This window comes from Undibacterium sp. GW821-FHT11B02 (genome assembly GCF_058808955.1).
Map to the genome: position 1 here is coordinate 161630 of NZ_JBXASD010000014.1, position 21710 is coordinate 183339.

The following is a 21710-nucleotide window of genomic DNA, read 5'->3' on the forward strand; positions in this document are numbered from 1 at the left end:
ACGAAGACAGTACGAATAGTACGGCGAGGAGCTGCAACACAGTTGGGGCGGTTTTTGCGTAATTCCTAAATATATACGCAGGAGACAACATGAATATGAATCAACGCTTTAAACTCGTCTGTATGAGCCTGGCCCTGAGCAGTGTCTTCATCTCAGCCAGCAGTCTGGCACAGGACCTGAAAATCGCCCTCATTACAGGCAAGACCGGTGCACTGGAAGCCTATGCCAAGGAAACCGAAACCGGCTTCATGATGGGGCTGGAATACCTGACCGGCGGCAAGATGGAAATCAATGGCCGCAAGATCAAGGTCATCGTCAAGGATGACCAAAGCAAGCCTGACCTCGGTCGCACGGCACTGGCTGAAGCATTTGGTGACGACAAGGCCGACATCGCAGTTGGTACCAGCTCTTCCGGCTCTGCCATTGCCATGCTGCCAGTGGCAGAAGAATACAAGAAGGTGCTCATCGTTGAACCAGCGGTCGCTGACGCAATTACCGGCGAAAAATGGAATCGCTACATCTTCCGCACCAGTCGTAATTCCATGCAGGATGGCCTGGCCGCTGCCAGCACCATCAAGTCCGGCGGCAGTATTGCCTTCCTGGCGCAGGATTACGCTTTCGGTCGTGACGGTGTAAAGGCAGCGAAGGAAGCATTGACAGCAGTTGGTGCCAAGGCCAAGATCGTTCACGAAGAATACGCGGCACAAAATACAACGGACTTTACCGCAGCTGCCCAGCGTATTTTTGATGTGCTGAAAGATAAGCCAGAGCCGCGCGTGTTGCAAATCATCTGGGCTGGACCCAATCCCATGAATAAGCTGGCTGACATGAAGCCGGAGCGTTTTGGTATTACCCTGGCCCCCGGCGGCAATATCCTGCCTGTCATGAAAAACTGGAAGACCTATGTAGGCACCCAGGGCACAATTTACTATTACTACGACTTCCCCAAAAACAAGATGAATGACTGGCTGGTGACTGAGCATACCAAGCGTTTCAAGGCCCCGCCTGATTTCTTTACTGCCGGTGGTTTTTCTGCAGCCAGTGCTGTGTACACGGCCATCAGCAAGGCCAAGTCTACGGATACTGAAAAACTCATCACTGCCATGGAAGGCATGGAATTTGACACACCTAAAGGCAAGATGAATTTCCGCAAGGAAGATCACCAGGCCATGCAATCCATGTATCAGTTCCGCATCAAGAAGGACCAGAAGAATGAATGGGATTTGCTGGAACTGGTCAGGGAAATACCAGCCAGTGAATTACCAGTCCCGATCAAGAACAAGCGTTGATGATGGCAGGAGTACAGATGAGCGGTGCACCCTCGCTATCAACACGTGATCTGAGCATACGGTTTGGTGGCCATGTGGCCGTCAATCAGGTAACGGCAGATTTTTATCCCGGTACCCTGACCGTTATTGTCGGCCCTAACGGGGCAGGTAAGACCACTTACTTCAACCTGATGTCTGGACAGCTGTCTGCCAGTGCGGGTAGCGTACATTTATTTGGTGTGGACATCACTAGCAAGGGTGCGGCAGAACGCACGCGCAAGGGAATAGGCCGGGCTTTTCAACTCACCAATCTCTTCCCTAATTTGTCAGTCATGGAAAATGTGCGTCTTGCAGTACAAAGCAGAGCTGGTCTGGGTTTGAATATCTTTTCATTGTGGTCCGCGCATACGGACCTGTTGAAGCGGGCAGAACATTATCTGCACAAGATTGCACTGGCAGACCGCAAGTCGGATAAAGTCTCTGCGCTGTCGCACGGCGACAAACGCAAACTCGAAGTCGCCATCTTGCTGGCACTGGAGCCAGACATCATGATGTTTGACGAACCCACTGCAGGCATGAGTGTTGATGAAGTGCCAGTAGTGCTTGACCTGATCCATCAGGTCAAGGCTGAACGCAAGAAAACCATCTTGCTGGTGGAACACAAAATGGACGTGGTGCGCTCACTGGCTGACCGCATCATCGTCCTGCATAACGGTACGCTGGTAGCAGATGGCGAACCAGCCAGCGTCATGGCGTCTGCCATCGTGCAGGAAGCCTATCTGGGTATCACCCCTGAAGCCAAGGAAGAGCAGCATGTCTGAAACCCTACTGACACTGGCCGGTGTGCATACCCATATCGGTGAATACCATATCCTGCAAGGCGTAGACATGCAGGTACCACGCGGCGGCCTCTCTGTCTTACTGGGCCGCAATGGTGCAGGCAAGACCACTACCCTGCGTACCATCATGGGTTTGTGGAAAGCCAGCCAGGGCAAGATCCATTTCGATGGTCGCGACATCACCGCCATGGCAACACCGGATATTGCCCAGCTAGGTATTGCCTACGTGCCAGAAAGCATGGCGATATTTTCTGACCTGACGGTAAAAGAAAACCTGGTACTGGCAGCACGCAATGGCCCGCTGGATAGCAACCGGGTCGAATGGATATGTGGCTTTTTCCCGGCACTGAAAAAATTCTGGAATTACCCGGCAGGCAATTTATCTGGTGGTCAAAAGCAAATGGTCGCCATTGCCCGCGCCATCGTCGAACCGCGCAAACTGATTTTGGTGGATGAGCCGACCAAGGGTCTCGCACCTGCCATCATCCTTAGCCTGATGGCCGCCTTCAATGAGTTGAAAGCCAGTGACACGACGATTTTGCTGGTGGAGCAGAATTTCAATTTCGTGCGCAAGCTGGGAGATACCGTAGCCGTCATGGATGATGGCCGTGTCGTGCATACCGGCGGCATGCAGGCACTGGCAGATGACAATGACTTGCAACAGCATTTGCTGGGCTTGTCACTGGCTGCGCATCAATAAAGCAAGAGGAAGAATAATGACAGATACTGTTCTGGACAAGACCGCCAAGCCAGAAGTCGCCAGCCTGCCAACAGCACCACGCGATATCTGGCCGCTGGTACTGGTACCGACCCTGGCCTTGCTGATGCTGCCGCTGGTTGGTAGCTTCCCGACCTGGATCACCCTGACCGTTGCAGGTTTGGCCATGGGTATGATGATCTTCATCATGGCCAGCGGCCTGACCCTGATTTTTGGTTTGATGGATGTATTGAATTTTGGTCACGGTGCTTTTGTGTCCGTCGGTGCTTTTGTCGCCACGCTAGTTTTGTTGCCCATGCATGGCTGGATGGAAGCCGATTCGCTGCTCATGAACCTGACTGCACTGGGGCTGGCTATCCTGCTGGCGATGCTGGCTACCGGTCTGCTGGGTTGGGCTTTTGAGCGTATCATTATCATGCCGGTCTATGGACAACATCTGAAGCAAATTCTCATCACCATGGGCGGCATGATAGTCGCCGAACAGATGATCAATGTCATCTGGGGTGCAGAGCAAATTCCGTTACCGTTGCCGACCAGCCTGCGCGGTAGCATATTGCTGGGTGATGCTGCCATAGAAAAATATCGCCTGATTGCCGTGGTAGTTGGTTTGCTGGTATTTATCACCATGTTTCTGGTGCTGAATCGCAGCAAACTGGGTTTGCTGATACGTGCTGGTGTAGAAAATGGCGAGATGGTAGAAGCGCTTGGTTACCGCATACGTCGCCTGTTTGTGCTGGTGTTTGCTGCCGGTTCGGCACTGGCTGGCCTGGGTGGTGTCATGTGGGGCTTGTATAAGGAGAGTCTGACTGCAGCCATGGGCGGTGACATCATGGTCATGGTATTCATTGTCATCATCATCGGTGGGCTGGGTTCGGTTGGCGGCTGTTTTATCGGTGCTTTGCTGATGGCGCTGGTGGCCAATTACGCCGGTTTCCTGGTACCCAAGCTGGCACTGGTTTCCAATATTTTACTGATGATCGCCGTGCTGCTCTGGCGTCCGACTGGCTTGTACACTGTGGTAAGGCGTTAAGACATGAATGTGATGAAACAAATCCTGTCGGATGATTTTCCGCGTAACCGCTGGCTGGCGTTGATTCTGGTGGCGATATTTTTGGGGCTGGCCTGTGCTCCCTTCATCACCAGTGGCGCACGGCCTTTAAATACTGCTGCCACCATCTGTGTGTACATTGTGCTGGTTGCTTCGTATGACTTGCTGCTCGGTTATACCGGTATCGTCTCTTTCGCTCACACCATGTTTTTTGGTATAGGTGCATATGGTATAGGCTTGGCGCTGGCAAGTGGCACACCATCCTGGGGACTGGCTGCTGTGGGTTTGCTGGCAGCCTTGCTGGTGACGCTGGTACTGGCTCTGATCGTTGGCTTGTTTGCATTGCGTGTGCGGGCAATTTTCTACGCCATGATCACGCTGGCGGTGGCGTCTTCCTTTGCCGTGCTGGCATCGCAATTGTCGGATTTTACTGGTGGTGAAGATGGCAAAACCTTCAGTGTTCCTTCCCTGTTGTCGCCTGCATATCGTCTTTTCGAAATGGAGTTGTTTGGTCGTGTTGTGGATGGCAAGGTGATTACTTATTACATCGTGTTTATTGGCAGCGTCTTGTTATTCCTGTTTTTGCTGCGGGTCGTGAATTCGCCCTTTGGCCGGGTCTTACAGGCTATACGTGAAAATGATTTTCGTGCCGAGGCACTGGGGTATCGTACCGTGTACTACCGCATTCTGGCGAATTGCATAGCGGCGCTGGTTGCGGCCATGGCGGGTGCATTGATGGCCTTGTGGTTGCGTTATGTTGGTCCCAAGACCATGTTGAGTTTTGAAGTCATGACGGATATTTTGCTGATCGTGGTGATAGGTGGCATGGGGACGATGTATGGAGCAGTCGTTGGTGCCACGCTGTTCATACTGGCGCAGAATTATCTTAAGAGCCTGATGGGGATGGCATCGTCGTCTTTGGCAGATGTGCCGTTGCTGGCGAGTGCTTTGCATCCGGATCGGTGGATGTTGTGGTTGGGGGTATTGTTTGTGGTGTCGATTTATTTTTTTCCGGTGGGGATAGTGGGGAAATTGAGGGGTAGTGGGAAGAAGGACTGATTGGTAGTACAGCATGTTGAAATACCGTGCAGATAAATTCGTCGTTCCTGCGCAGGCAGGAATCCAGCGGCGTTTGTTGCATACTGGAGTTTTATTTAAGCGATTGCCCTTCATACAACCAGGCCGGGTCTCGGCCCGGCGGCCGAATTCCTTTCTTTGCTTCGCCAAAGAAAGGAATCAAAGAAAGGCGACCGCAGACTTGCCCTTCGGGTGCTTGCGCTGCGCTTCAGCATAATTTGTGCATCATAAAAAATGGGAAGATCCGAAACTCGCTTCGCTCAGACATCGGCTCTTCTTGATCCATTTTCTGTGAAGCACAAATTACGTCGTCCCAAGCGGATTAAAGTCAAAATCAACAGCAACAGCAACACCTCCGCTTTACGTGATTTTATTCCACAGTTTTTGCAACCGGCAGGCCGTCTGCGTACTCCCTATACAAAGACTGGCCTGCCGTTCTTGCATCTTGTGTCACTCCTGCCTTGAACGAAATTCGCTATCCAGCATGGAGTAGCATTTGAGATCAACATAGCGTCCATGTTTGTATTCACATTCCCGCAATACACCCTCCAGTTGAAAACCCAGTTTTTCTATTAAACGCCAACTGGCGATATTTTCTGGCTCTACCATGGCTTGCAGGCGGTGCAGGCCCAGATGCTGAAAGCAGTGGGCGATCATCACGTTCAGGCATTCAGGTATGACGGCCTTGCCCCAATGGTCTGGTGAGAGCCAGAAGCCGGTTTCTGCGCAATGGTGTTCCTGTTCCCATTCATGCAGGCCGCAAGTGCCTATCAATAATTCCGGCTTACTTTGACTGCAAATGCCCCACCAGATTCCGGTACCAGCTTGCCAGACTTCTTCATACCAGTCCAGCTGTGCCTGGGTTGATGCCAGGGTATCGTAGCTGACACCATAATAATCACTGACACGCGGATCGGATAAACCCTGGAAAACTGCAGGCATATCGGCAGCAACAATGCGGCGAAGTAGATAGTTTGGCGTGTGCAACACCGGGAAGTGTGTGGTTTCAGGCATGTGCGCTTTGTGAATGCAGGTGATAGGTGGACATTTTAATAGCCCTTTGAGCATAGGGTTGCAATGTTCTTGCATGCTTTAGTCAAGAAAAATCTGGGATAATTCGCCTGCTCCTTGATTGCGAGTGATTTGATTAACGAGATTGAAGAAATAATGAGCCCAGAGCAACGCAAAGAAGCTTCCGAACTGGAATTGCATAAACGTGGTATCCGCATCAATGTGCAATTGCATGTGATTGAATCTGATGAAGAAGTGGAATTGCGCACGCCTGAAGCACTGATGCAGCGTATGCTGGCCTTGTGGGTGGTGACTGCGGTAGCTACTGGGGGCGATGCTGCACACTACCGCACATATCTGGAAATTCATGGTCTGAAGGCTTGTTTGTCAGATCAGGAGCAGGCATTGTTGTTTGCAACTGAACAGCCTGAAGAATTGCGTGCGCAATTTGTGCAAAGGCAGGAAGCCTTGTATTTCCTGGCCTGGGCAGCAGGTTTGACTGACAAGCTGGCTGTACCCACGCAAGCCGCAAATCTGAAGCAAGTCTTAAAAATCTTCCCACATGCGATGGAAGCACCGGATCGCCTGCTGGCAGCCTTGAAGCCGCGCCGCAAAGGGCAGATTCTGGATTGGTCAGATTTGCTGTATCGCCTGCACTGGGCGGTTCGCCATGCACATATTACCGGGCGCGATGCGCCGGGTAACCTGAATGCGCATGCCGTGCGGGAATGGCATCAGGCAGCGAATTGGCTGTGTCAGTATGAAGAAGAAAATGACTGGGACAAAGTCAGTACCGAGACTTGATGCGTCATGAAGACGCTGCAGTCAAAGCGTCTTCAGTCTTTTGCGTTCTGTTTTACAGGCATTCACTTCATCAATTATCTTCAAACAGCGTGGGCCTGAGAATTCAGCCTGAAGGGCATCAAGGAAAACGCGGGTGCGTGCGGGCATCAGGCGACGACCGGGGAAAACTGCCCAGACATTGACGTCAGGTAGTTTCCAGTCTTCCAGCAAGGGTACTAACTGACCGTTGTGTACATGCTGGCCAGCAAAATGGTCAGCCAGCATGGTGATACCTTGGCCACGCACTGCCAGACGCGTCAGCAATTCGGGAGAATTGGCGCTGGCCCGACCCGGCGGTATACCTTCCCAGACTGCACCATCTTTTTCCATGCGCCATAGTGATGGTTCGCCATTACGGGCTGTCAAACGCAGGCAATCATGTTCCATCAGGGCTTCAGGTTCGGCAGGCGTACCATGTAATTTCAAATAGGCTGGTGAGGCATACAGGCCTATGCTGAAGCGTGCCAGTCCACGTGCTGCCAGCGACGCATCATCGGGCAAATCACCAACACGAATGGCAACATCAAAATTTTCGCCTATCAAATCCACTCTACGTGGCGATAGATCCAGTTCCAGATTGACGGAAGGGTATTTGCTGATGAAATCTGACAACAGTTCACCCATTTGATGAATGGCAAAATCGCCTGGCATTGATATCTTCAATCTACCATTCGGTTCCGCCTGCCTGTGCTGGGTCAGCGCCAGCGTGGCATTGACTTCCTCTTGTACATGTTGTGCATGCAGCAAAACATTCTGCCCCAGGTCAGTCACCGTCAGCTTGCGCGTGGTGCGCAAGATCAGGCGTTCGCCTAGCTGGGCTTCCAACGCAGAAATACGGCGTGACAGCGTTGATTTGGGCACCCCCAGCCTTTCCGCTGCTCTGCTAAAACTACCTTCTTCGACCACGCGGGCAAATAGCAGAAGGTCATTGGCTTCCAGAGTCATGATCGCACTCCCATACTATTTTCCTATTTTTGGAACAATGATATCCATTTTAACGCCTTCCGGAATGTTTTTGGAACGATTAAAGTGCGTCCATCAACTCTTTTTTTGAAAGGAACACAAAATGAACATCCTGCAAATCAACTCCAGCGCCCGTGCCCAGGCTTCTCATTCCACTCAATTGGCGAATAGCCTGGTTGAGGCTTTATTGGAAACATCTTCCGGTGCCACTGTGAATGTGCGTGACCTTGGCCGCAATCCTCACCCCATACTTGATGAAACAGCATTGCAAGCCCTGTTCACTCCGGCAGACCAGCGTTCGGCAGAACAACAAGCCCGCGTTGCCCTGGATGATGCCTTGATTGCAGAAATCCAGGCCGCAGATGTGGTCGTGCTTGGCGCACCCATGTATAACTTTGGTATTTCTGCCCAATTGAAAAACTGGATCGATGCCGTGTCCCGCGCCCAGGTCACTTTCCGCTATACCGCCAACGGCCCCGAAGGTTTGCTGACTGGCAAGAAAGTATATGTCGTACTGACACGTGGCGGCCTGTATCGCAATACACCAAACGATACCCAAATGCCTTATCTGAAAACCTTCTTTGGCTTTCTGGGCATGACCGATGTAGAGTTTGTCTATGCAGAAGGTCTGGCCATGGGCCCGGATGCAGAAAAAGCATCGCTGGCGTCAGCACACCAACAAATTAATGAATTACTGCCTGCCTGATAAATTGACGGGCAAACTATAAGGACGATGGATCATGGAAACGACAGATGTAGTCGCAAGCAATACAACAGTTCAACAAGTGGAAAACGTAACGAATTCACGCGTGGTGGAACAGTTGGTCGCAGGGCAGCCTACTTCGGACGGTGCCGGTGTCAAGCTGACACGGGTATTGACGCAGCCACTGCAATACCGGCTCGATCCCTTCCTCATGCTGGATGCATTCGGCAGTGACGAGGCAGGTGACTACATCGCCGGTTTCCCCAGCCATCCGCACCGTGGTTTTGAAACCGTCACCTATATGCTGGCTGGTCGTATGCGCCATCGCGACAGTGCCGGTAATGAAGGCTTGCTGCAAAACGGTGGCGTGCAATGGATGACAGCCGGGCGTGGCGTGATTCATTCAGAAATGCCGGAACAGGAAGAAGGCCACATGACAGGTTTCCAGTTATGGCTGAATCTGCCTGCCAAGGACAAGATGATCGCTCCCTGGTATCGCGATATCCAGAGTGAAGCCATTCCTGAATTGCTGACAGCAGCGGGTGTGAACGTGCGCGTCATCGCAGGTAGTAGTCACGGAGTAGCAGGTGCCGTGCAGCGTGAAGTAACCCAGCCGCTGTATCTGGATATACATATGCCAGCTGGTAGCAGTTTTACACATGGCTTGCCTGCCAGTTTTAATGCCTTTGTGTATGTGTATGAAGGTGAAGTGCAGATAGCTGAGCGCGATGTGCCGATGCAACGCATGGCAATATTGAAAAAATCGCCGGATGCAGATGGCGTGGTGATTGATGCCAAAGTGGATAGCCGCTTGTTGCTGATTGCTGGCCAGCCGCTCGGTGAACCCATCGTTCAGTATGGACCGTTTGTGATGAATAGTCAGGCTGAGATATTTAAAGCGATAAGCGATTTTCGTGAGGGTAAGTTGGCGGATGTTGCTTGATATTAGAGTTAAGCATCATTTTCACGGACGAAGGAACTTGTCGTTGTAGGTTGGGCTACGGTTTACCAGCCCAACACTGGGCGTTTTATAAACGTATACGTTATTTTGAGGGCGAGTGTTGGGCTGATACCCCGTAGCCCAACCTACGAAACTGGGCGTTTTATAAACCTATACGTTACTTCGAGGCCGAGTGTTGGGCTGGTAAACCGTAGCCCAACCTACAAAGCAAGTTTTCAATTAACAACGAAAAAAATCAAAATCTACATTTAAGGAAAACAAAATGAAACAAACAGAAACCATAGGCCCCGTCTTCGGCTCGTTCATCGCCCGTGTATTGATCGCCCTGATCTTCGTGGCATCCGGTGCCGGCAAGATATCCGGTTTTGAGCAAACCGTAGGCTATATCGCCAGCAAGGGTTTGCCTTTGCCTGCCTTGGGTGCGATAGCTGCTATCGTTGTAGAGCTAGGCGGCGGCGTCATGGTCATCCTGGGTTGGCGTGCACGTTGGGCAGCGGCGGCAATGATCCTGTTCACGCTGGCTGCGGCCTTTATCTTCCATAATTTCTGGGGTGTACCAGCTGATGCAGCGCAAAACCAGATGATCCATTTCATGAAAAATATCTCCATGGCCGGTGGACTATTGTATGTCTTGATACATGGCAGCGGTGGCTGGAGTCTGGATGGCCGTAAAGCCTGAGTAAGAAAGAATTGATTTCCCGTTCCCTCGGGGATTTTTTCAGCGGCAGATTTACTGCAAGGTGAATCTACCGTTTTTTACTTGAATTTCCCCCGGTAAGTTACTGCGCCGTCAAGGTTTTCCAATCGTACTGCTGCCGTTGACAGCTTACTTGAAACGGCTATTCTGTATGTCCCGATTGAGCTACAACAATTTAAACCGAAGTTGGACTGTTTAAATCAATAATGCCACGTTGCAGAGCTAAAACAGCAGCGTGGGTGCGGTCATTAGCCATTAGTTTTGCGAGTATGTTCTTGACATGCGCTTTGACCGTATCCTCAGAAATTGCCAGACAAAGGGCGATGCGCTTATTTGTTTTTCCATCAGAAAGAAGCTTCAAAACTTCAATTTCGCGTTTGCTTAAGGCATCACCCGCTGCTGGCGATATTAATTCCATGGCGATATCCGGCGGGATGCATCGGCGGCCACTGTGAACCTGACGTATAGAGTCCAGCAAGTCCTTGCGCAACATGCTCTTGAGTAAGTAACCGGATGCCCCCGCTTTGACGGCACGCAATGCACGTACATCACCTTCATAGGTGGTCAGCACGATAATTCTGGCTTTTGGAAATTCTTGTCGTATCGCAATGGTCGCATCAATGCCATTCATGTCCGGCATCTGAATATCCATGAGAGTGACATCGGGGCGCAACGCGCGGTAATTAGCCAGAGCCTCGCTACCGTTAGTCGCTTCACCCACCAGCCGCATATCTGGCTGACTTTCTATGACGCTGGCTATACCCTGGCGAAATAGCGGATGATCATCCACAGACAAGATGCTGATAGCTGCTGCGGTCGATTCGCAATGTTCCATGATTCGTGTTTGCAAAATGGACCTGGGGACAGGGTGTTCCACTAGCGGGAAATCCTTGTTCTCACGGTAATTGTAAAAAACTGCAATATAACATCGTTTGTCAAAAGTGGTATTGCCTGACCCAGGAAACCGATCGGCCAGATACCGTGACTCCCTATCGGGCGCTGTCAATTACCCTTAATGGGGATTGCCTATTGGCGCTGCAGGCATGACATTGCTCATTTCCCTCACACAAAATCAGGACGCGATGTTGATTGCAGAACATCCGGTTTTTAGCATGTTTAATGCACCGCATTACTACAATGCTATGTTGCCATGGCACTCAGCCATCGCTTTGCTGATGTTGAGTGCATGCATCTACTTTTTGTGTCAGGTCAGCATGTGGCGTGCTAACGCTTTGAGTCCCGGCATAGCAAAAGCTGGTGCCACACTCGGAGCTCACGACAACTTGATACAGGGTGTGCAAGGCTTGATGTTGAGTCTGCAGGCCACTGCCAGCCAGCTGCCTGACGAGTGGCAGGGGCGGGCGCAGATCGAAACCTTGCTTGACCAGGCAGACAAATTGCTGGCGCAAGGGCGGCAGGCCATGAAAGATGCACAAAGTCCGACCTTGTCGGATCTGGAGTTAAGTCTGGTTGAGCTGGCACTAAACCTGACTGACAGTAGTCACGTTTCGTTTTGCATGCGTATCAGCGGTCGTGGCAAACCTGCTGCCAAGGCAACCCACAAAGTGTTCTACCAACTGGTGCACGCTGCGATGATTAATGCTGCCTTACATGCAAACTCCCGGAGGGTGGAAGTGGATATTTGCTACACCTGGGACACGCTCAGCATATGCATTCGTGACGATGGAAAGGGGTTTTGGGCACCCGATATCGATGCTGTCAGCGAGCATGGCTATCCTGGCCTGCAGCAAATGTTGTTGCAGGCAATTACCCTGCCAGCCAGATTGGAACTTTGGAGCGCTCCAGAAATGGGTACGGAATTGTTCCTGCGCCTGAATAGCGAACCCCAGTCTGACCAGCTTGCAGTTTCCTGCTTCTTCCAGGTCTGCCGGTTACTGCAGTTGTTATATCTGCCTTAGTGCAGTCAATGACAGCGTCAAAAAACTACCCGAAATGATTAGTCACCTACCCCGCTTTATGGCGATGTGTATTTATTGCATGAACCCTACACTCTGTGACATGTCATTCGCTATCTCCGATTTTCTCAGTACAGCGACTGGTGCCCCCCTTTTTTTGATGCAATTGGAGAAGTTCATGGAAACAAAAGATCACGGTATGGCAGTAGATCATCAGCGGCGCAAGGTCTTGCTTGGCGGTGTCGTCGCTGTAGGTGCTGTCACGCTGCCTTTTGGCACTATGGCATTACCAGCAGTAACGACAGACCAGGCAATTACGCAAGCTCACTTTCATGGAGAGAAAAAAATGGCTTACTTCAAAACCAAAGATGGTACTGATATTTATTACAAGGACTGGGGTTCAGGTCAGCCCGTCGTCTTTTGCCATGGCTGGCCACTCAATTCTGATAGCTGGGAATCGCAAATGATTTTCCTGGCTTCGCAAGGTTTCCGCTGCATCGCCCATGACCGCCGTGGCCATGGCCGCTCCAGCCAGCCTTGGGATGGCAATGACATGGATCATTATGCCGATGACCTGGCACAGTTGATCGAGTTGCTTGACCTGAAAAACGTCGTCCTGTTCGGCTTCTCTACCGGTGGTGGTGAAGTGGCGCGCTACATTGGCCGCCATGGTACCAAGCGTCTGGCCAAGGCTGGACTGATTTCTGCCGTGCCGCCGTTGATGCTCAAGACAGATACCAACCCTGGTGGTTTGCCGATGTCGGTATTTGATGGCTTGCGTGCAGGTTCATTAACCAACCGTGCACAACTGTATCTGGATGTGGCGGGCGGGCCTTTCTATGGCTTCAATCGTCCTGGCGCAAAAATATCGCAGGGGCTGGTGAATTCCTGGTGGTCGCAAGGCATGCAGGCCGGACACAAGAATACCTATGATTCCATCAAGGCATTCTCGGAAACTGACTTCAGGGACGACCTCAAAAAATTCGATATCCCTACATTGATCGTACATGGCGATGATGATCAGATCGTGCCTATCGATGCCGCCGGGCGTGCTTCTGCCAAACTGGTCAAGAACTCTACATTATTGGTGTACCCAGGTGCGCCGCATGGCTTGACAGACACCCATAAGGATCAATTCAATAAAGACATGCTGCACTTTATCAAAGGTTAAACACAGGCCCTCTCGTCAGGGATTGCGGCTATGCAAAGACTCTACCCCATGTTCCCGGCTGGCAAGGCGGGGGCTGGCTTGCTGATACTGAGGATAGTCGTGGCCTTGCAGCTTCCTGCTTTCAGTACTTGTTGCACCAGGCCAGTAATGGATTGGTGGATGGAGATGCTGACAGAGGGCCTGGCAGTGTTGCTTTGTATTGGCATATTGACCCCGTTGCTTGCCTTGCTTTGTGTGGTGACAGCGTTGCTATGTCTGTTGAGTCATTGGGCGCTGATGCAAGCCATGCTGCCTATGTTCGGCCTGGCTATCGCCAATGCGCTGGCATTGATGCTGCTGGGGCCGGGTGCATATTCCCTTGACGCCAAATTTTTTGGCCGACGTCTGATCATCCTGCGCGACCATACAACAGATGATGCAGACAAATGAAATGCTCAATAACAGGGTAGACAGACAATGAATAAACTAACGACAGCAGCCTGTGCACCGGTGACTGACAACCAGAACCCCCGGACTACAGACCACAGGGACCATCATATCGATGAAGATCACTACAGCCAGCCCGGCAATCTGTTTCGCCAGTTAAGTGCAGACAAGCAGCAACTCTTGTTTGAAAACACGGCATGTTTCCTTGATAGTGCAGAACCGGAAATATAGCAACGCCGTATCAGTAGTTGCAGCTCGGCCGATCCGGCTTACGGTGCTGGTGTTACCGCAGCACTGGCGGCCCTGGCCAGCTAAGCAGGTGCACGAAGTAGAGCAGTTCTCATGCAACACCTTATTTACTCACTTATTCGACATAAGGAAAATATCATGCCTATCGCTAAAGCCGAACCCGGTAAAGCCTTGCTCAATCCGACTAACCATACCCTGATCATGATTGATCATCAGCCACAGATGGCGTTCGCCACCAAGTCCATCGATCCGGTATCATTGCGCAACAATGCGGCCATGGTAGCCAAGGCGGCCAAGGAATTCCAGGTAGCCACCATCCTGACCACGGTTGCCGAAAAATCTTTTTCTGGCCCCATTTTTGAGGAAATCAAAGCGGTTTTCCCTGACCAGAAAATCGTTGACCGCACCAGTATGAATACCTGGGAAGATGGTCGCATTGCCGAACTCGTCAACGCCAAAGGTAAGGGCAGAATCGTGCTGGCAGGCTTATGGACGTCGGTGTGCATCGTTGGCCCGGCAGTTTCCGCACTGGAACAAGGCTTTGAAGTGTACGTCATCGCTGATGCCTGCGGAGACGTTTCCGACGAAGCCCATCAGCGTGCTATGGAGCGCATGATACAAATGGGTGCTCGCCCGATGACATCGCTGCAATACCTGCTTGAATTACAGCGTGACTGGGCGCGTGGCGAGACCTACAATCAAACGGTGGCAACAGCAATTACCCACGGTGGTGGTTATGGCCTGGGGCTGATCTATGCGAAAAGCATGTTCAATGCCAGTGAAGGGCACTAGTTCGTTGTAGCACTATCTGATCCGGTAATAGTTCAATTGCCGGATCAGTTGCTGGACCAATGATTGAATTCCTGAAAGGGTGTTTTATGGACGCAGACCTGATATTCCACAATGGCCAATTCCACACGGTAGACCGTAGCCAGCCACTTGCTTCTGCAGTGGCCATCAAGGATGGCAAGTTCCTGGTCGTCGGGGAGTCGGAAAGCGTCATGCGCTTCAAAAGTGACAGCACCAAAGTCATCGACCTGCAAAAGCGCTGCGTCATCCCCGGCTTGAATGATTCCCACATTCACCTGATCCGTGGTGGCCTCAACTACAACCTGGAATTGCGTTGGGAGGGCGTGCCCTCGCTGGCCGATGCGTTGAGGATGTTGAAAGAACAGGCGTTGCGCACGCCGCAGCCACAATGGGTGCGGGTAGTGGGTGGCTGGACTGAATTTCAGTTCGCAGAAAAACGCATGCCCACGCTGGATGAAATTAATGCCGTCGCACCAGATACACCGGTTTTTATTCTGCATCTGTATGACAGGGCATTGCTCAACCGTGCCGCGTTGCGCGCAGTGGGCTATACCAAAGATACACCCAATCCACCCGGTGGTGAAATCCAGCGCGATGCCGCAGGCAACCCTACTGGCATGCTCATCGCCAAGCCGAATGCGATGATATTGTATGCCACACTGGCAAAAGGCCCCAAGCTGCCGCTGGACTTGCAAGTCAATTCCACTCGCCAGTTCATGCGTGAGCTGAACCGCCTCGGTTTGACCAGCGCGATAGATGCCGGTGGCGGTTTCCAGAATTATCCAGAAGACTATGCCATCATTGATCAGCTCGCCAAAGAGCAACAATTGACGGTACGCATTGCCTACAACCTGTTCACCCAGAACAAGGGTCAGGAATTGCAGGATTTTCAGCGCTGGACAGACATGGTCAAGCCCGGTGACGGCAGCGATTTCTACCGCCACAATGGCGCGGGTGAAATGTTGGTATTCTCGGCGGCTGATTTTGAAGACTTTCTGGAACCCCGGCCAGACCTGGCCGCAGGTATGGAAGATGAACTCGAAAAAGTCGTGCGCCATCTGGTCAGCCAGCGCTGGCCCTTCCGCCTGCATGCTACCTATGATGAGTCAATCAGCCGCATGCTGGATGTGTTTGAAAAAGTCAACCGCGACATCCCCTTCAATGGCTTGCACTGGATGTTTGATCATGCAGAGACAATTTCTGAACGCAATATAGAACGCGTCAGCGCGCTTGGCGGCGGCATTGCCATCCAACACAGGATGGCTTTCCAGGGTGAATATTTTGTTGAACGCTATGGTGCCGAAGCTGCCCGTGCCACACCGCCTGTCGCCAAAATGCTGGAAATGGGCGTGCCTGTCGGCGCAGGTACTGACGCCACCCGTGTGGCCAGCTACAACCCCTGGACTGCGCTGTACTGGCTGGTATCGGGCCGCACCGTTGGCGGTATGCGCCTGGCCAGTGCAAACGCGCAATTGTCGCGCGATGCTGCGTTGGAATTATGGACGCTGGGCAGTAGCTGGTTTTCCAATGAACAAGGGAAGAAAGGACAGATCAAGGAAGGGCAACTGGCTGATCTGGCCGTGCTTTCTGCCGATTATTTCAGTGTAGTTGAAGATGACATCAAGAATATAGAATCGGTACTTACCGTTGTCGATGGCAGGATCGTTTATGGCGCAGCAGAATTCGGCCCCTTGTCACCCTCTGCCATACCAGTGTTGCCGGACTGGTCACCTGTGAGCAAGGTCAGTGGTCATTATCGTGCACATTGTCGTGCAGTTACCGGGGTGCAAAAAAACGCATTGCCACACCAGTGTAAGGGGGCTTGCGGTGTGCATGCCCACAGGCACGACCTGGCCCGTGGTGCCAATGTGCCCGTCGCAGATTTTTCTGGATTCTGGGGTGCGCTGGGTTGTAGCTGTTTTGCTTTTTAAAGGGGTGCTGTATGCGTTACTCAAAAATATTGCTGGGGCTATTGATCTCTTTTGTCACAGGTGTTGGCTGTCAATTACTGCATATCCCCGTGCCGTCCCCGCCGGTATTGAGCGGGGCTTTTCTGGTGTTTGCCATGAGTGTTGGCTATTGGCTGGTAGATCGCTACACGCTGGCGCGAGAAGCGCAACACAAGGCGCTATGTGGTGGCCATGCATTAGATCATAAGGATGGAACTTGATATGGGTATCGTCATAGGGGCATTATTGGGTCTGGCCATAGGTGGCTTATGCCGCTGGCTGGATATCCCTTCACCAGCACCACCCACTCCCATTGGCGCTTTGCTGGTGGTGGCCATGACAGTTGGTTACGTTGCTGCCGCACAATTTGCCTGAAAGACAGTCCATGAGCATGATGAATCTTTTGCAGCGTTTATCTGGCAAATCCCTGCCAGAGTTGGGTTTGCTATTCCTCAGGTTATCTGGGGCCTTCATGCTGATTTATGTGCATGGCTTGCCCAAGCTCGTGCATTACAACAATGAGCTGGCGCACATAGATGACCCGCTGCATCTGGGGCGTAATCTGACGCTGGGCCTGGCCCTGATGGCAGAGATAGCTTGTCCGTTACTGATCGCGGCTGGCTTTCTGACGCGTCTGGCTTGCCTGCCCATCATCTTTTTGTTGCTGGTATCCATGCTGGTGGTACACCCGGACTGGAGCATCGCCGAAGGCCAGTTTGGCTGGCTGCTGCTGATTATCTTTTGCACCATCGCCCTTGCCGGGCCAGGTGCGTATTCACTGAGCCGTAGCAAAGTCGTATGACAAGCAAACATACACTGGGTGTTGCCCTGGGCTTCACCGCAGGCTACGTCGATACGGTGGGTTTTGTTGCCCTGTTTGGCTTATTTACTGCCCATGTGACGGGCAACTTTGTACTCATCGGCAGCGAACTGGCACACCCCAGTCATGGCGTGCTGATCAAGTTCCTGGCCTTTCCTGCGTTTATCCTGGCGGTGGCACTGGCACGCATGGTCGCCGTCAAACTTGAAGCCAGCGGCAAATCTGCGGCACGGGCACTGACTGGCATGCAGTTGTTGTTCTTGCTGGTCTTCATGCTGCTGGGCTGGCTGTCCACACCTCTGCAATACACAGATGCCGTCTTGCCCCTGCTGGCAGGCATTGCCGGTGCAGCTGCCATGGGCGTACAAAACGCCGCCAGCCGGCTGGTATGGACGGAGCTGGCACCCACTACGGTCATGACGGGTAATGTGACCCAGATCGTCATCGACTTGGTGGACATCCTCAGGGGCAGTGCAGTAACCGGTACCACGGCCAGGTTGTGGAAATTCTTGTGGCCTGTGCTGGCCTTTGGTGTGGGCGCAGTGATGGGGGCATTTGCGTATTTGTATGCAGGCTTTTTTGCACTGACTTTGCCGGTGCTGATTTTGTGTGGCGTATTACTGGTTTTTTCTGAATGAGTTGATGTGCTGCGTTGAGTCATTACCCTTGCAGCATCAATGAAGGTAAAACCTAATACGCCATTTGTCCTTTTGCAAATTTGGTTAGACTGTAGGCTGTTCATTGCCCAGGATTATCCACGTGCTATTTGCCAAATTGCAGATCTCTCTGAAAACCAGCATGGCGGTGCTGTTGTTGAGCTTCTTATGTGTCCTGCCTGGCAGCGCTGTAGCCGCAGTGCAGCCAAGTCGTCTGCTGTCCGACTATACCCACACTGCCTGGAATGGCTTGAATGGTGCGCCCATTGATGTACTCAAGTTTACCCAAACTACGGATGGCTGGTTGTGGATAGCCACATCTACAGGACTGTTTCGCTTTGACGGACAGCGTTTTGAACGTATGGGCAAAGTCCAGGGCCAGCCTCTGCGTTCCAGCAACGTACTGGGTTTGCTGGGCGCACCTGATGGCAGCCTGTGGGTAGGCTATCGCTTTGGCGGTATCAGTGTTTTCAAGAATAATACTGTGCATACTTATACCGAAGCTGATGGACTGCCAGGCGGCACGGTGATGAGCATAAGCATGGGGCCAGACGGTACGATCTGGGCTGCGACTCGTGAAGGCCTTGCTGCACTCGCACCTGGGGCGCGACGTTTCAATCGTATCGGTACTGAGAGTGGTTTGCCGCAAATCATGGCAAGGCAAATATTGTTTGACAAGGGCGGTGTGCAATGGGTGTCTGTTCAGGGCGGGGTTTACTTTCGTCGTCCAGGCGAAACCCGCTATATCCAGGCCTGGCCCAGGCTGGACCTGATGGCCATGGCTGAGAGCCCCGATGGCACTCTCTGGGCGTCTGACGGTGCATATAAATTCTATCGTATGAGCACCACCGTTCCGGCTGGCAATCCCACGCCCAAGTCTGAGATTGAAGGCAATGGCATGTTCTTTGACCGTGAAGGCGTCATGTGGATCTTGCGTACCCATGCGCTGGAACGTCGCCGTGCACCCTGGACGGGGAAAAGCGGACCAGAGCAGCTCTTGACACAGGAGGGCGGTATGAGTGGCCCCTTACCGCAGACTTTTTTTCAGGACAGGGAAGCTAATATCTGGATAGGCACGTCGCATGGCCTTGACCGCCTGCGTCGCAACCGTTTGCAGATATTGCCTGTGGCGCTGCCGTTTGACCATCCAGCCATAGTCAGCGCAGGCAATGGCGAAATCATGACTGCCGATTTTGCTGGCCCGGTACGCCGCTTCAAGGCCAACGGCGAATACCAGCACGAGTTGTCTGGGCATTTCAGCCTGAGCTATCGTGCTGACGATGGCACTGTCTGGCTGGGTAATGATGTCGCCCTATGGCGGCGTGATGCCGCAGGTGTCGCAGGTGTCGCAGGTGTATATACCGCTTTGCCGATGCCGTCAGCTGTCTCCGGCAACCAGGCTCAGGCCATGGTTGTTGTCAACTCGCAGCAAATATGGGCGTCGGTGGCGCGTATGGGCTTGTTTCGCATTGATAATGGCAAATGGCAGTTGCAAGGCGGCTTGAGTGGTTTACCCGATGAGGCACCGATGAGTTTGATCAAGGGGCAATCTGGCCGCATTTGGGCGGGCTATTTGTATAACCGCATCGCCCTTATCGATGGCGAGCGCGTACACATGTTTGGCGAGGCCCAGGGCTTGGCACTGGGTAATGTGCTGGCTCTGTGCGCTGATGGCGAACACATCTGGGCAGGCGGTGAAACTGGCCTGGCCCTGTACGACAGCAAACGGGATGACAAGCACTTTGTGTCAGTTAAAATCAGTGGTCGGCAAGCTTTGGGCATCTCAGGCATAGTCCGCACTGCGGCTGGTGACCTGTGGCTGCATGGTGCAGACGGAATTACCCATATCCCCGCCAGCGAAGTGAAACAGCTATTGCGCGAGCCTGCACACATAGTGAATTACGAACCCTACAATGCGCTCGATGGCTTGCTCGGCAGTCCATCCCAACTACGTCCCTTGCCGTCATTGATCACTGGTACGGATGGCAGGCTCTGGTTTTCCACCTCCGGCGAAGTTGCCAGCATAGACCCACAAAACATTGCCCGTAATCTGCTGCCACCACCCATACAAATTACCGCCATCCATGTCGGCGGCAAAGAGTATATGGCACAGTCATCCCTGCAACTACCGCAGGGTAACCGCGATATCCAGATTAACTTTACCGCCCTCAGTCTGAGTATGCCTGAGCGACTGGATTTTCGTTACCAGTTGCAAGGCTACGACAAGGACTGGCAAAACCCCCACGGACGGCGCGAAGCTTTCTATACCAACCTGCCACCCGGCAATTATCGCTTTCTGGTCAAGGCCGCCAATGAAGACGGGGTATGGAATGAGCAAGGTGCTGCCATGCAAATCAGCATCCCACCAAGCTTTGTAGAAACACCTGGTTTCATCGTCTTCCTGCTGGCTGTGGCAACTGCATTGCTATATGGTCTTTACCTGTTGCGCATACGTTACCTGACTGCGTACATGCAAGATATCATGCATGAAAGACTGGCAGAACGTGCCCGCATCGCCCGTGGCCTGCACGACACCCTGTTGCAAAGTGTCCAAGGGCTCATCATGTATTTTGATCAGCAGGCAAGACGGCTTCCAAGCAATTCCGAGGAACGCGCCAAGCTGGAGCAAACCCTGGATTTGGCAGACCAATTGATGGTGGAAGGACGCGAACACATCATGGATCTGCGCAATGCCTCGGTACCAGAATATCTGGAACTGGAATTGCAGCAATACGGGAGCATCTTGCTAAATGAAAGATTTGAGCTGATTTTACACGGTACGCCACGGTTGCTGTGCGTGCCTGTGCGCAATGAAATACATGCTATTGGTCGCGAGGCTCTGTTAAATGCCGCACGACATTCAAATGCCAGCAAGGTCGTTCTGGAACTGGGATATGACAAGGATTTTTTTACTTTGCGTATCGCTGATAATGGGCAAGGCCTCCCAGCGGAAATCGCAACAAAGGGGCAGCGAGAAGGGCACTGGGGTCTGGTGGGCATGAAAGAGCGTGCCGAAGCCATGGGCGCACATTTTCAAATGAAATCAGTGGCGGATCACGGGACCGAGATACAGGTCAGGTTGCCAGCCAATCTCGCCTATGCTGTTAAACCTGCTACCGCTGGTTCCAGCTTGCAGGGAGTTGGCGGCAGATCCAGGCTAAACGAAATAGTTAGAAAATTTTTAGCACGACGTTAATATGCATCTATTTGCATGATTGCCTGGATCAGGCAATAAGACCTTAGACTCCCCACTACAGAAACAACGGGGGAAGGAAAGGCTTTTGCAAGAAGCCTTCGTTTCGCATGCGAGTAGGGGTAATCGTACTTTTCGTGCACTACATGATGTATGTCATGACGCAAAGATTAGCACTAATTTGTGATTGCCTTTTCGTCGTCGGCGCGGAGTTCGTCCAATACCGAGCGCGCCGGACGCGGCGCACCAAGATGCAGGTAACGTAGTTCATCCATAACGGCACTCCAAAGTAAAGGGCCGCCCTTTTCCAGCAGTTCCCCGCGCAAAGACGCTTCCTTGCTCGGATGCGTATGCCGAAGGCCCCAGGCAGCCATATGTGCGAGCAGAGGTAC

At 52.3% G+C, this 21710-nt stretch carries 23 protein-coding genes and 1 pseudogene; 20 read left to right on the forward strand and 4 right to left on the reverse strand.

The annotated features are described in order from the left end of the window. The first annotated feature begins 89 nt into the window (after positions 1–89). From AC1RVX_RS25415 to AC1RVX_RS25435, 5 genes are read left to right on the forward strand one after another with little or no spacing between them, the layout of a single operon-like run. Positions 90–1289 carry a substrate-binding domain-containing protein gene (locus tag AC1RVX_RS25415; protein ID WP_493219368.1) on the forward strand — a complete coding sequence of 400 codons (1200 nt, stop codon included), beginning with the start codon at positions 90–92 and terminating at the stop codon, positions 1287–1289. A 17-nt stretch (positions 1290–1306) separates the two neighbouring features. Continuing rightward, positions 1307–2089 (forward strand): ABC transporter ATP-binding protein, encoded by a 783-nt coding sequence (locus AC1RVX_RS25420; RefSeq protein WP_493219369.1) that lies wholly within the window; start codon positions 1307–1309, stop codon positions 2087–2089. Continuing rightward, positions 2082–2807, forward strand: coding sequence for an ABC transporter ATP-binding protein (locus AC1RVX_RS25425; protein WP_493219370.1), 726 nt, complete (start codon positions 2082–2084; stop codon positions 2805–2807). The genes AC1RVX_RS25420 and AC1RVX_RS25425 overlap by 8 nt, the downstream gene beginning before the upstream one ends. 16 nt (positions 2808–2823) lie before the next feature. Continuing rightward, positions 2824–3855, forward strand: a complete 1032-nt coding sequence (locus AC1RVX_RS25430) for a branched-chain amino acid ABC transporter permease (RefSeq protein WP_493219371.1) — start codon at positions 2824–2826, stop codon at positions 3853–3855. 12 nt (positions 3856–3867) lie between these two features. Continuing rightward, positions 3868–4932: a branched-chain amino acid ABC transporter permease gene (locus AC1RVX_RS25435; protein WP_493219393.1), complete on the forward strand. Its 1065-nt coding sequence runs from the start codon at positions 3868–3870 to the stop codon at positions 4930–4932. A 468-nt stretch (positions 4933–5400) separates the two neighbouring features. Here the strand turns inward: AC1RVX_RS25435 and AC1RVX_RS25440 are convergent, their stop codons facing one another. Next, positions 5401–5964 (reverse strand): GNAT family N-acetyltransferase, encoded by a 564-nt coding sequence (locus AC1RVX_RS25440; protein ID WP_493219372.1) that lies wholly within the window; start codon positions 5962–5964, stop codon positions 5401–5403. 153 nt (positions 5965–6117) lie between these two features. Between AC1RVX_RS25440 and AC1RVX_RS25445 the strand changes: the two genes are divergently transcribed. Further along, positions 6118–6765, forward strand: a complete 648-nt coding sequence (locus tag AC1RVX_RS25445; RefSeq protein WP_493219373.1) for a DUF4272 domain-containing protein — start codon at positions 6118–6120, stop codon at positions 6763–6765. A gap of 21 nt (positions 6766–6786) precedes the next feature. On the opposite strand, the gene AC1RVX_RS25450 is transcribed toward AC1RVX_RS25445, so the two are convergent. Further along, positions 6787–7749 (reverse strand): LysR family transcriptional regulator, encoded by a 963-nt coding sequence (locus AC1RVX_RS25450; RefSeq protein ID WP_493219374.1) that lies wholly within the window; start codon positions 7747–7749, stop codon positions 6787–6789. Positions 7750–7870: 121 nt separating this feature from the next. Between AC1RVX_RS25450 and AC1RVX_RS25455 the strand changes: the two genes are divergently transcribed. The 3 genes from AC1RVX_RS25455 to AC1RVX_RS25465 all read left to right on the forward strand — a co-directional run bounded on the left by AC1RVX_RS25455 (position 7871) and on the right by AC1RVX_RS25465 (position 10110). Then, positions 7871–8473 (forward strand): FMN-dependent NADH-azoreductase, encoded by a 603-nt coding sequence (locus AC1RVX_RS25455; RefSeq protein WP_493219375.1) that lies wholly within the window; start codon positions 7871–7873, stop codon positions 8471–8473. Between the two features lie 34 nt (positions 8474–8507). Then, positions 8508–9413 carry a pirin family protein gene (locus AC1RVX_RS25460; protein ID WP_493219376.1) on the forward strand — a complete coding sequence of 302 codons (906 nt, stop codon included), beginning with the start codon at positions 8508–8510 and terminating at the stop codon, positions 9411–9413. Positions 9414–9693: 280 nt separating this feature from the next. Next, positions 9694–10110, forward strand: coding sequence for a DoxX family protein (locus tag AC1RVX_RS25465; protein ID WP_493219377.1), 417 nt, complete (start codon positions 9694–9696; stop codon positions 10108–10110). A 193-nt stretch (positions 10111–10303) separates the two neighbouring features. Here the strand turns inward: AC1RVX_RS25465 and AC1RVX_RS25470 are convergent, their stop codons facing one another. Further along, positions 10304–10963: a response regulator gene (locus tag AC1RVX_RS25470; protein WP_493219378.1), complete on the reverse strand. Its 660-nt coding sequence runs from the start codon at positions 10961–10963 to the stop codon at positions 10304–10306. A 208-nt stretch (positions 10964–11171) separates the two neighbouring features. On the opposite strand from AC1RVX_RS25470, the gene AC1RVX_RS25475 reads away from it, so the two are divergent. The 11 genes from AC1RVX_RS25475 to AC1RVX_RS25525 all read left to right on the forward strand — a co-directional run bounded on the left by AC1RVX_RS25475 (position 11172) and on the right by AC1RVX_RS25525 (position 21321). Beyond that, positions 11172–12047: a sensor histidine kinase gene (locus AC1RVX_RS25475; RefSeq protein ID WP_493219379.1), complete on the forward strand. Its 876-nt coding sequence runs from the start codon at positions 11172–11174 to the stop codon at positions 12045–12047. Positions 12048–12390: 343 nt separating this feature from the next. After that, a complete protein-coding gene (locus AC1RVX_RS25480) occupies positions 12391–13215 on the forward strand; it encodes an alpha/beta fold hydrolase (RefSeq protein ID WP_493219394.1) in 825 nt (274 codons plus the stop codon). A gap of 30 nt (positions 13216–13245) precedes the next feature. Next, positions 13246–13644, forward strand: a complete 399-nt coding sequence (locus tag AC1RVX_RS25485) for a hypothetical protein (RefSeq protein WP_493219380.1) — start codon at positions 13246–13248, stop codon at positions 13642–13644. A gap of 27 nt (positions 13645–13671) precedes the next feature. Beyond that, the gene (locus tag AC1RVX_RS25490) at positions 13672–13872 is read left to right on the forward strand and encodes a catalase-related domain-containing protein (protein WP_493219381.1); all 201 of its coding nucleotides are present in this window, start codon (positions 13672–13674) and stop codon (positions 13870–13872) included. Between the two features lie 156 nt (positions 13873–14028). Continuing rightward, the gene (locus tag AC1RVX_RS25495) at positions 14029–14682 is read left to right on the forward strand and encodes a hydrolase (RefSeq protein WP_493219382.1); all 654 of its coding nucleotides are present in this window, start codon (positions 14029–14031) and stop codon (positions 14680–14682) included. Positions 14683–14768: 86 nt separating this feature from the next. Next, positions 14769–16631 (forward strand): amidohydrolase, encoded by a 1863-nt coding sequence (locus AC1RVX_RS25500; protein ID WP_493219383.1) that lies wholly within the window; start codon positions 14769–14771, stop codon positions 16629–16631. An 11-nt stretch (positions 16632–16642) separates the two neighbouring features. Continuing rightward, positions 16643–16870 carry a DUF1427 family protein gene (locus AC1RVX_RS25505; protein ID WP_493219384.1) on the forward strand — a complete coding sequence of 76 codons (228 nt, stop codon included), beginning with the start codon at positions 16643–16645 and terminating at the stop codon, positions 16868–16870. A gap of 1 nt (position 16871) precedes the next feature. Continuing rightward, a complete protein-coding gene (locus AC1RVX_RS25510; RefSeq protein ID WP_493219385.1) occupies positions 16872–17024 on the forward strand; it encodes a DUF1427 family protein in 153 nt (50 codons plus the stop codon). Between the two features lie 10 nt (positions 17025–17034). Next, on the forward strand, positions 17035–17451 hold the full coding sequence (locus AC1RVX_RS25515; protein ID WP_493219386.1) for a DoxX family protein: 417 nt from the start codon (positions 17035–17037) through the stop codon (positions 17449–17451). Further along, the gene (locus tag AC1RVX_RS25520; protein ID WP_493219387.1) at positions 17448–18107 is read left to right on the forward strand and encodes a YoaK family protein; all 660 of its coding nucleotides are present in this window, start codon (positions 17448–17450) and stop codon (positions 18105–18107) included. The genes AC1RVX_RS25515 and AC1RVX_RS25520 overlap by 4 nt, the downstream gene beginning before the upstream one ends. A gap of 121 nt (positions 18108–18228) precedes the next feature. Then, on the forward strand, positions 18229–21321 hold the full coding sequence (locus tag AC1RVX_RS25525; protein WP_493219388.1) for a sensor histidine kinase: 3093 nt from the start codon (positions 18229–18231) through the stop codon (positions 21319–21321). Positions 21322–21494: 173 nt separating this feature from the next. On the opposite strand, the pseudogene AC1RVX_RS25530 reads toward AC1RVX_RS25525, so the two are convergent. Beyond that, positions 21495–21710, reverse strand: a pseudogene (locus AC1RVX_RS25530) (winged helix-turn-helix transcriptional regulator); the annotation flags it as partial.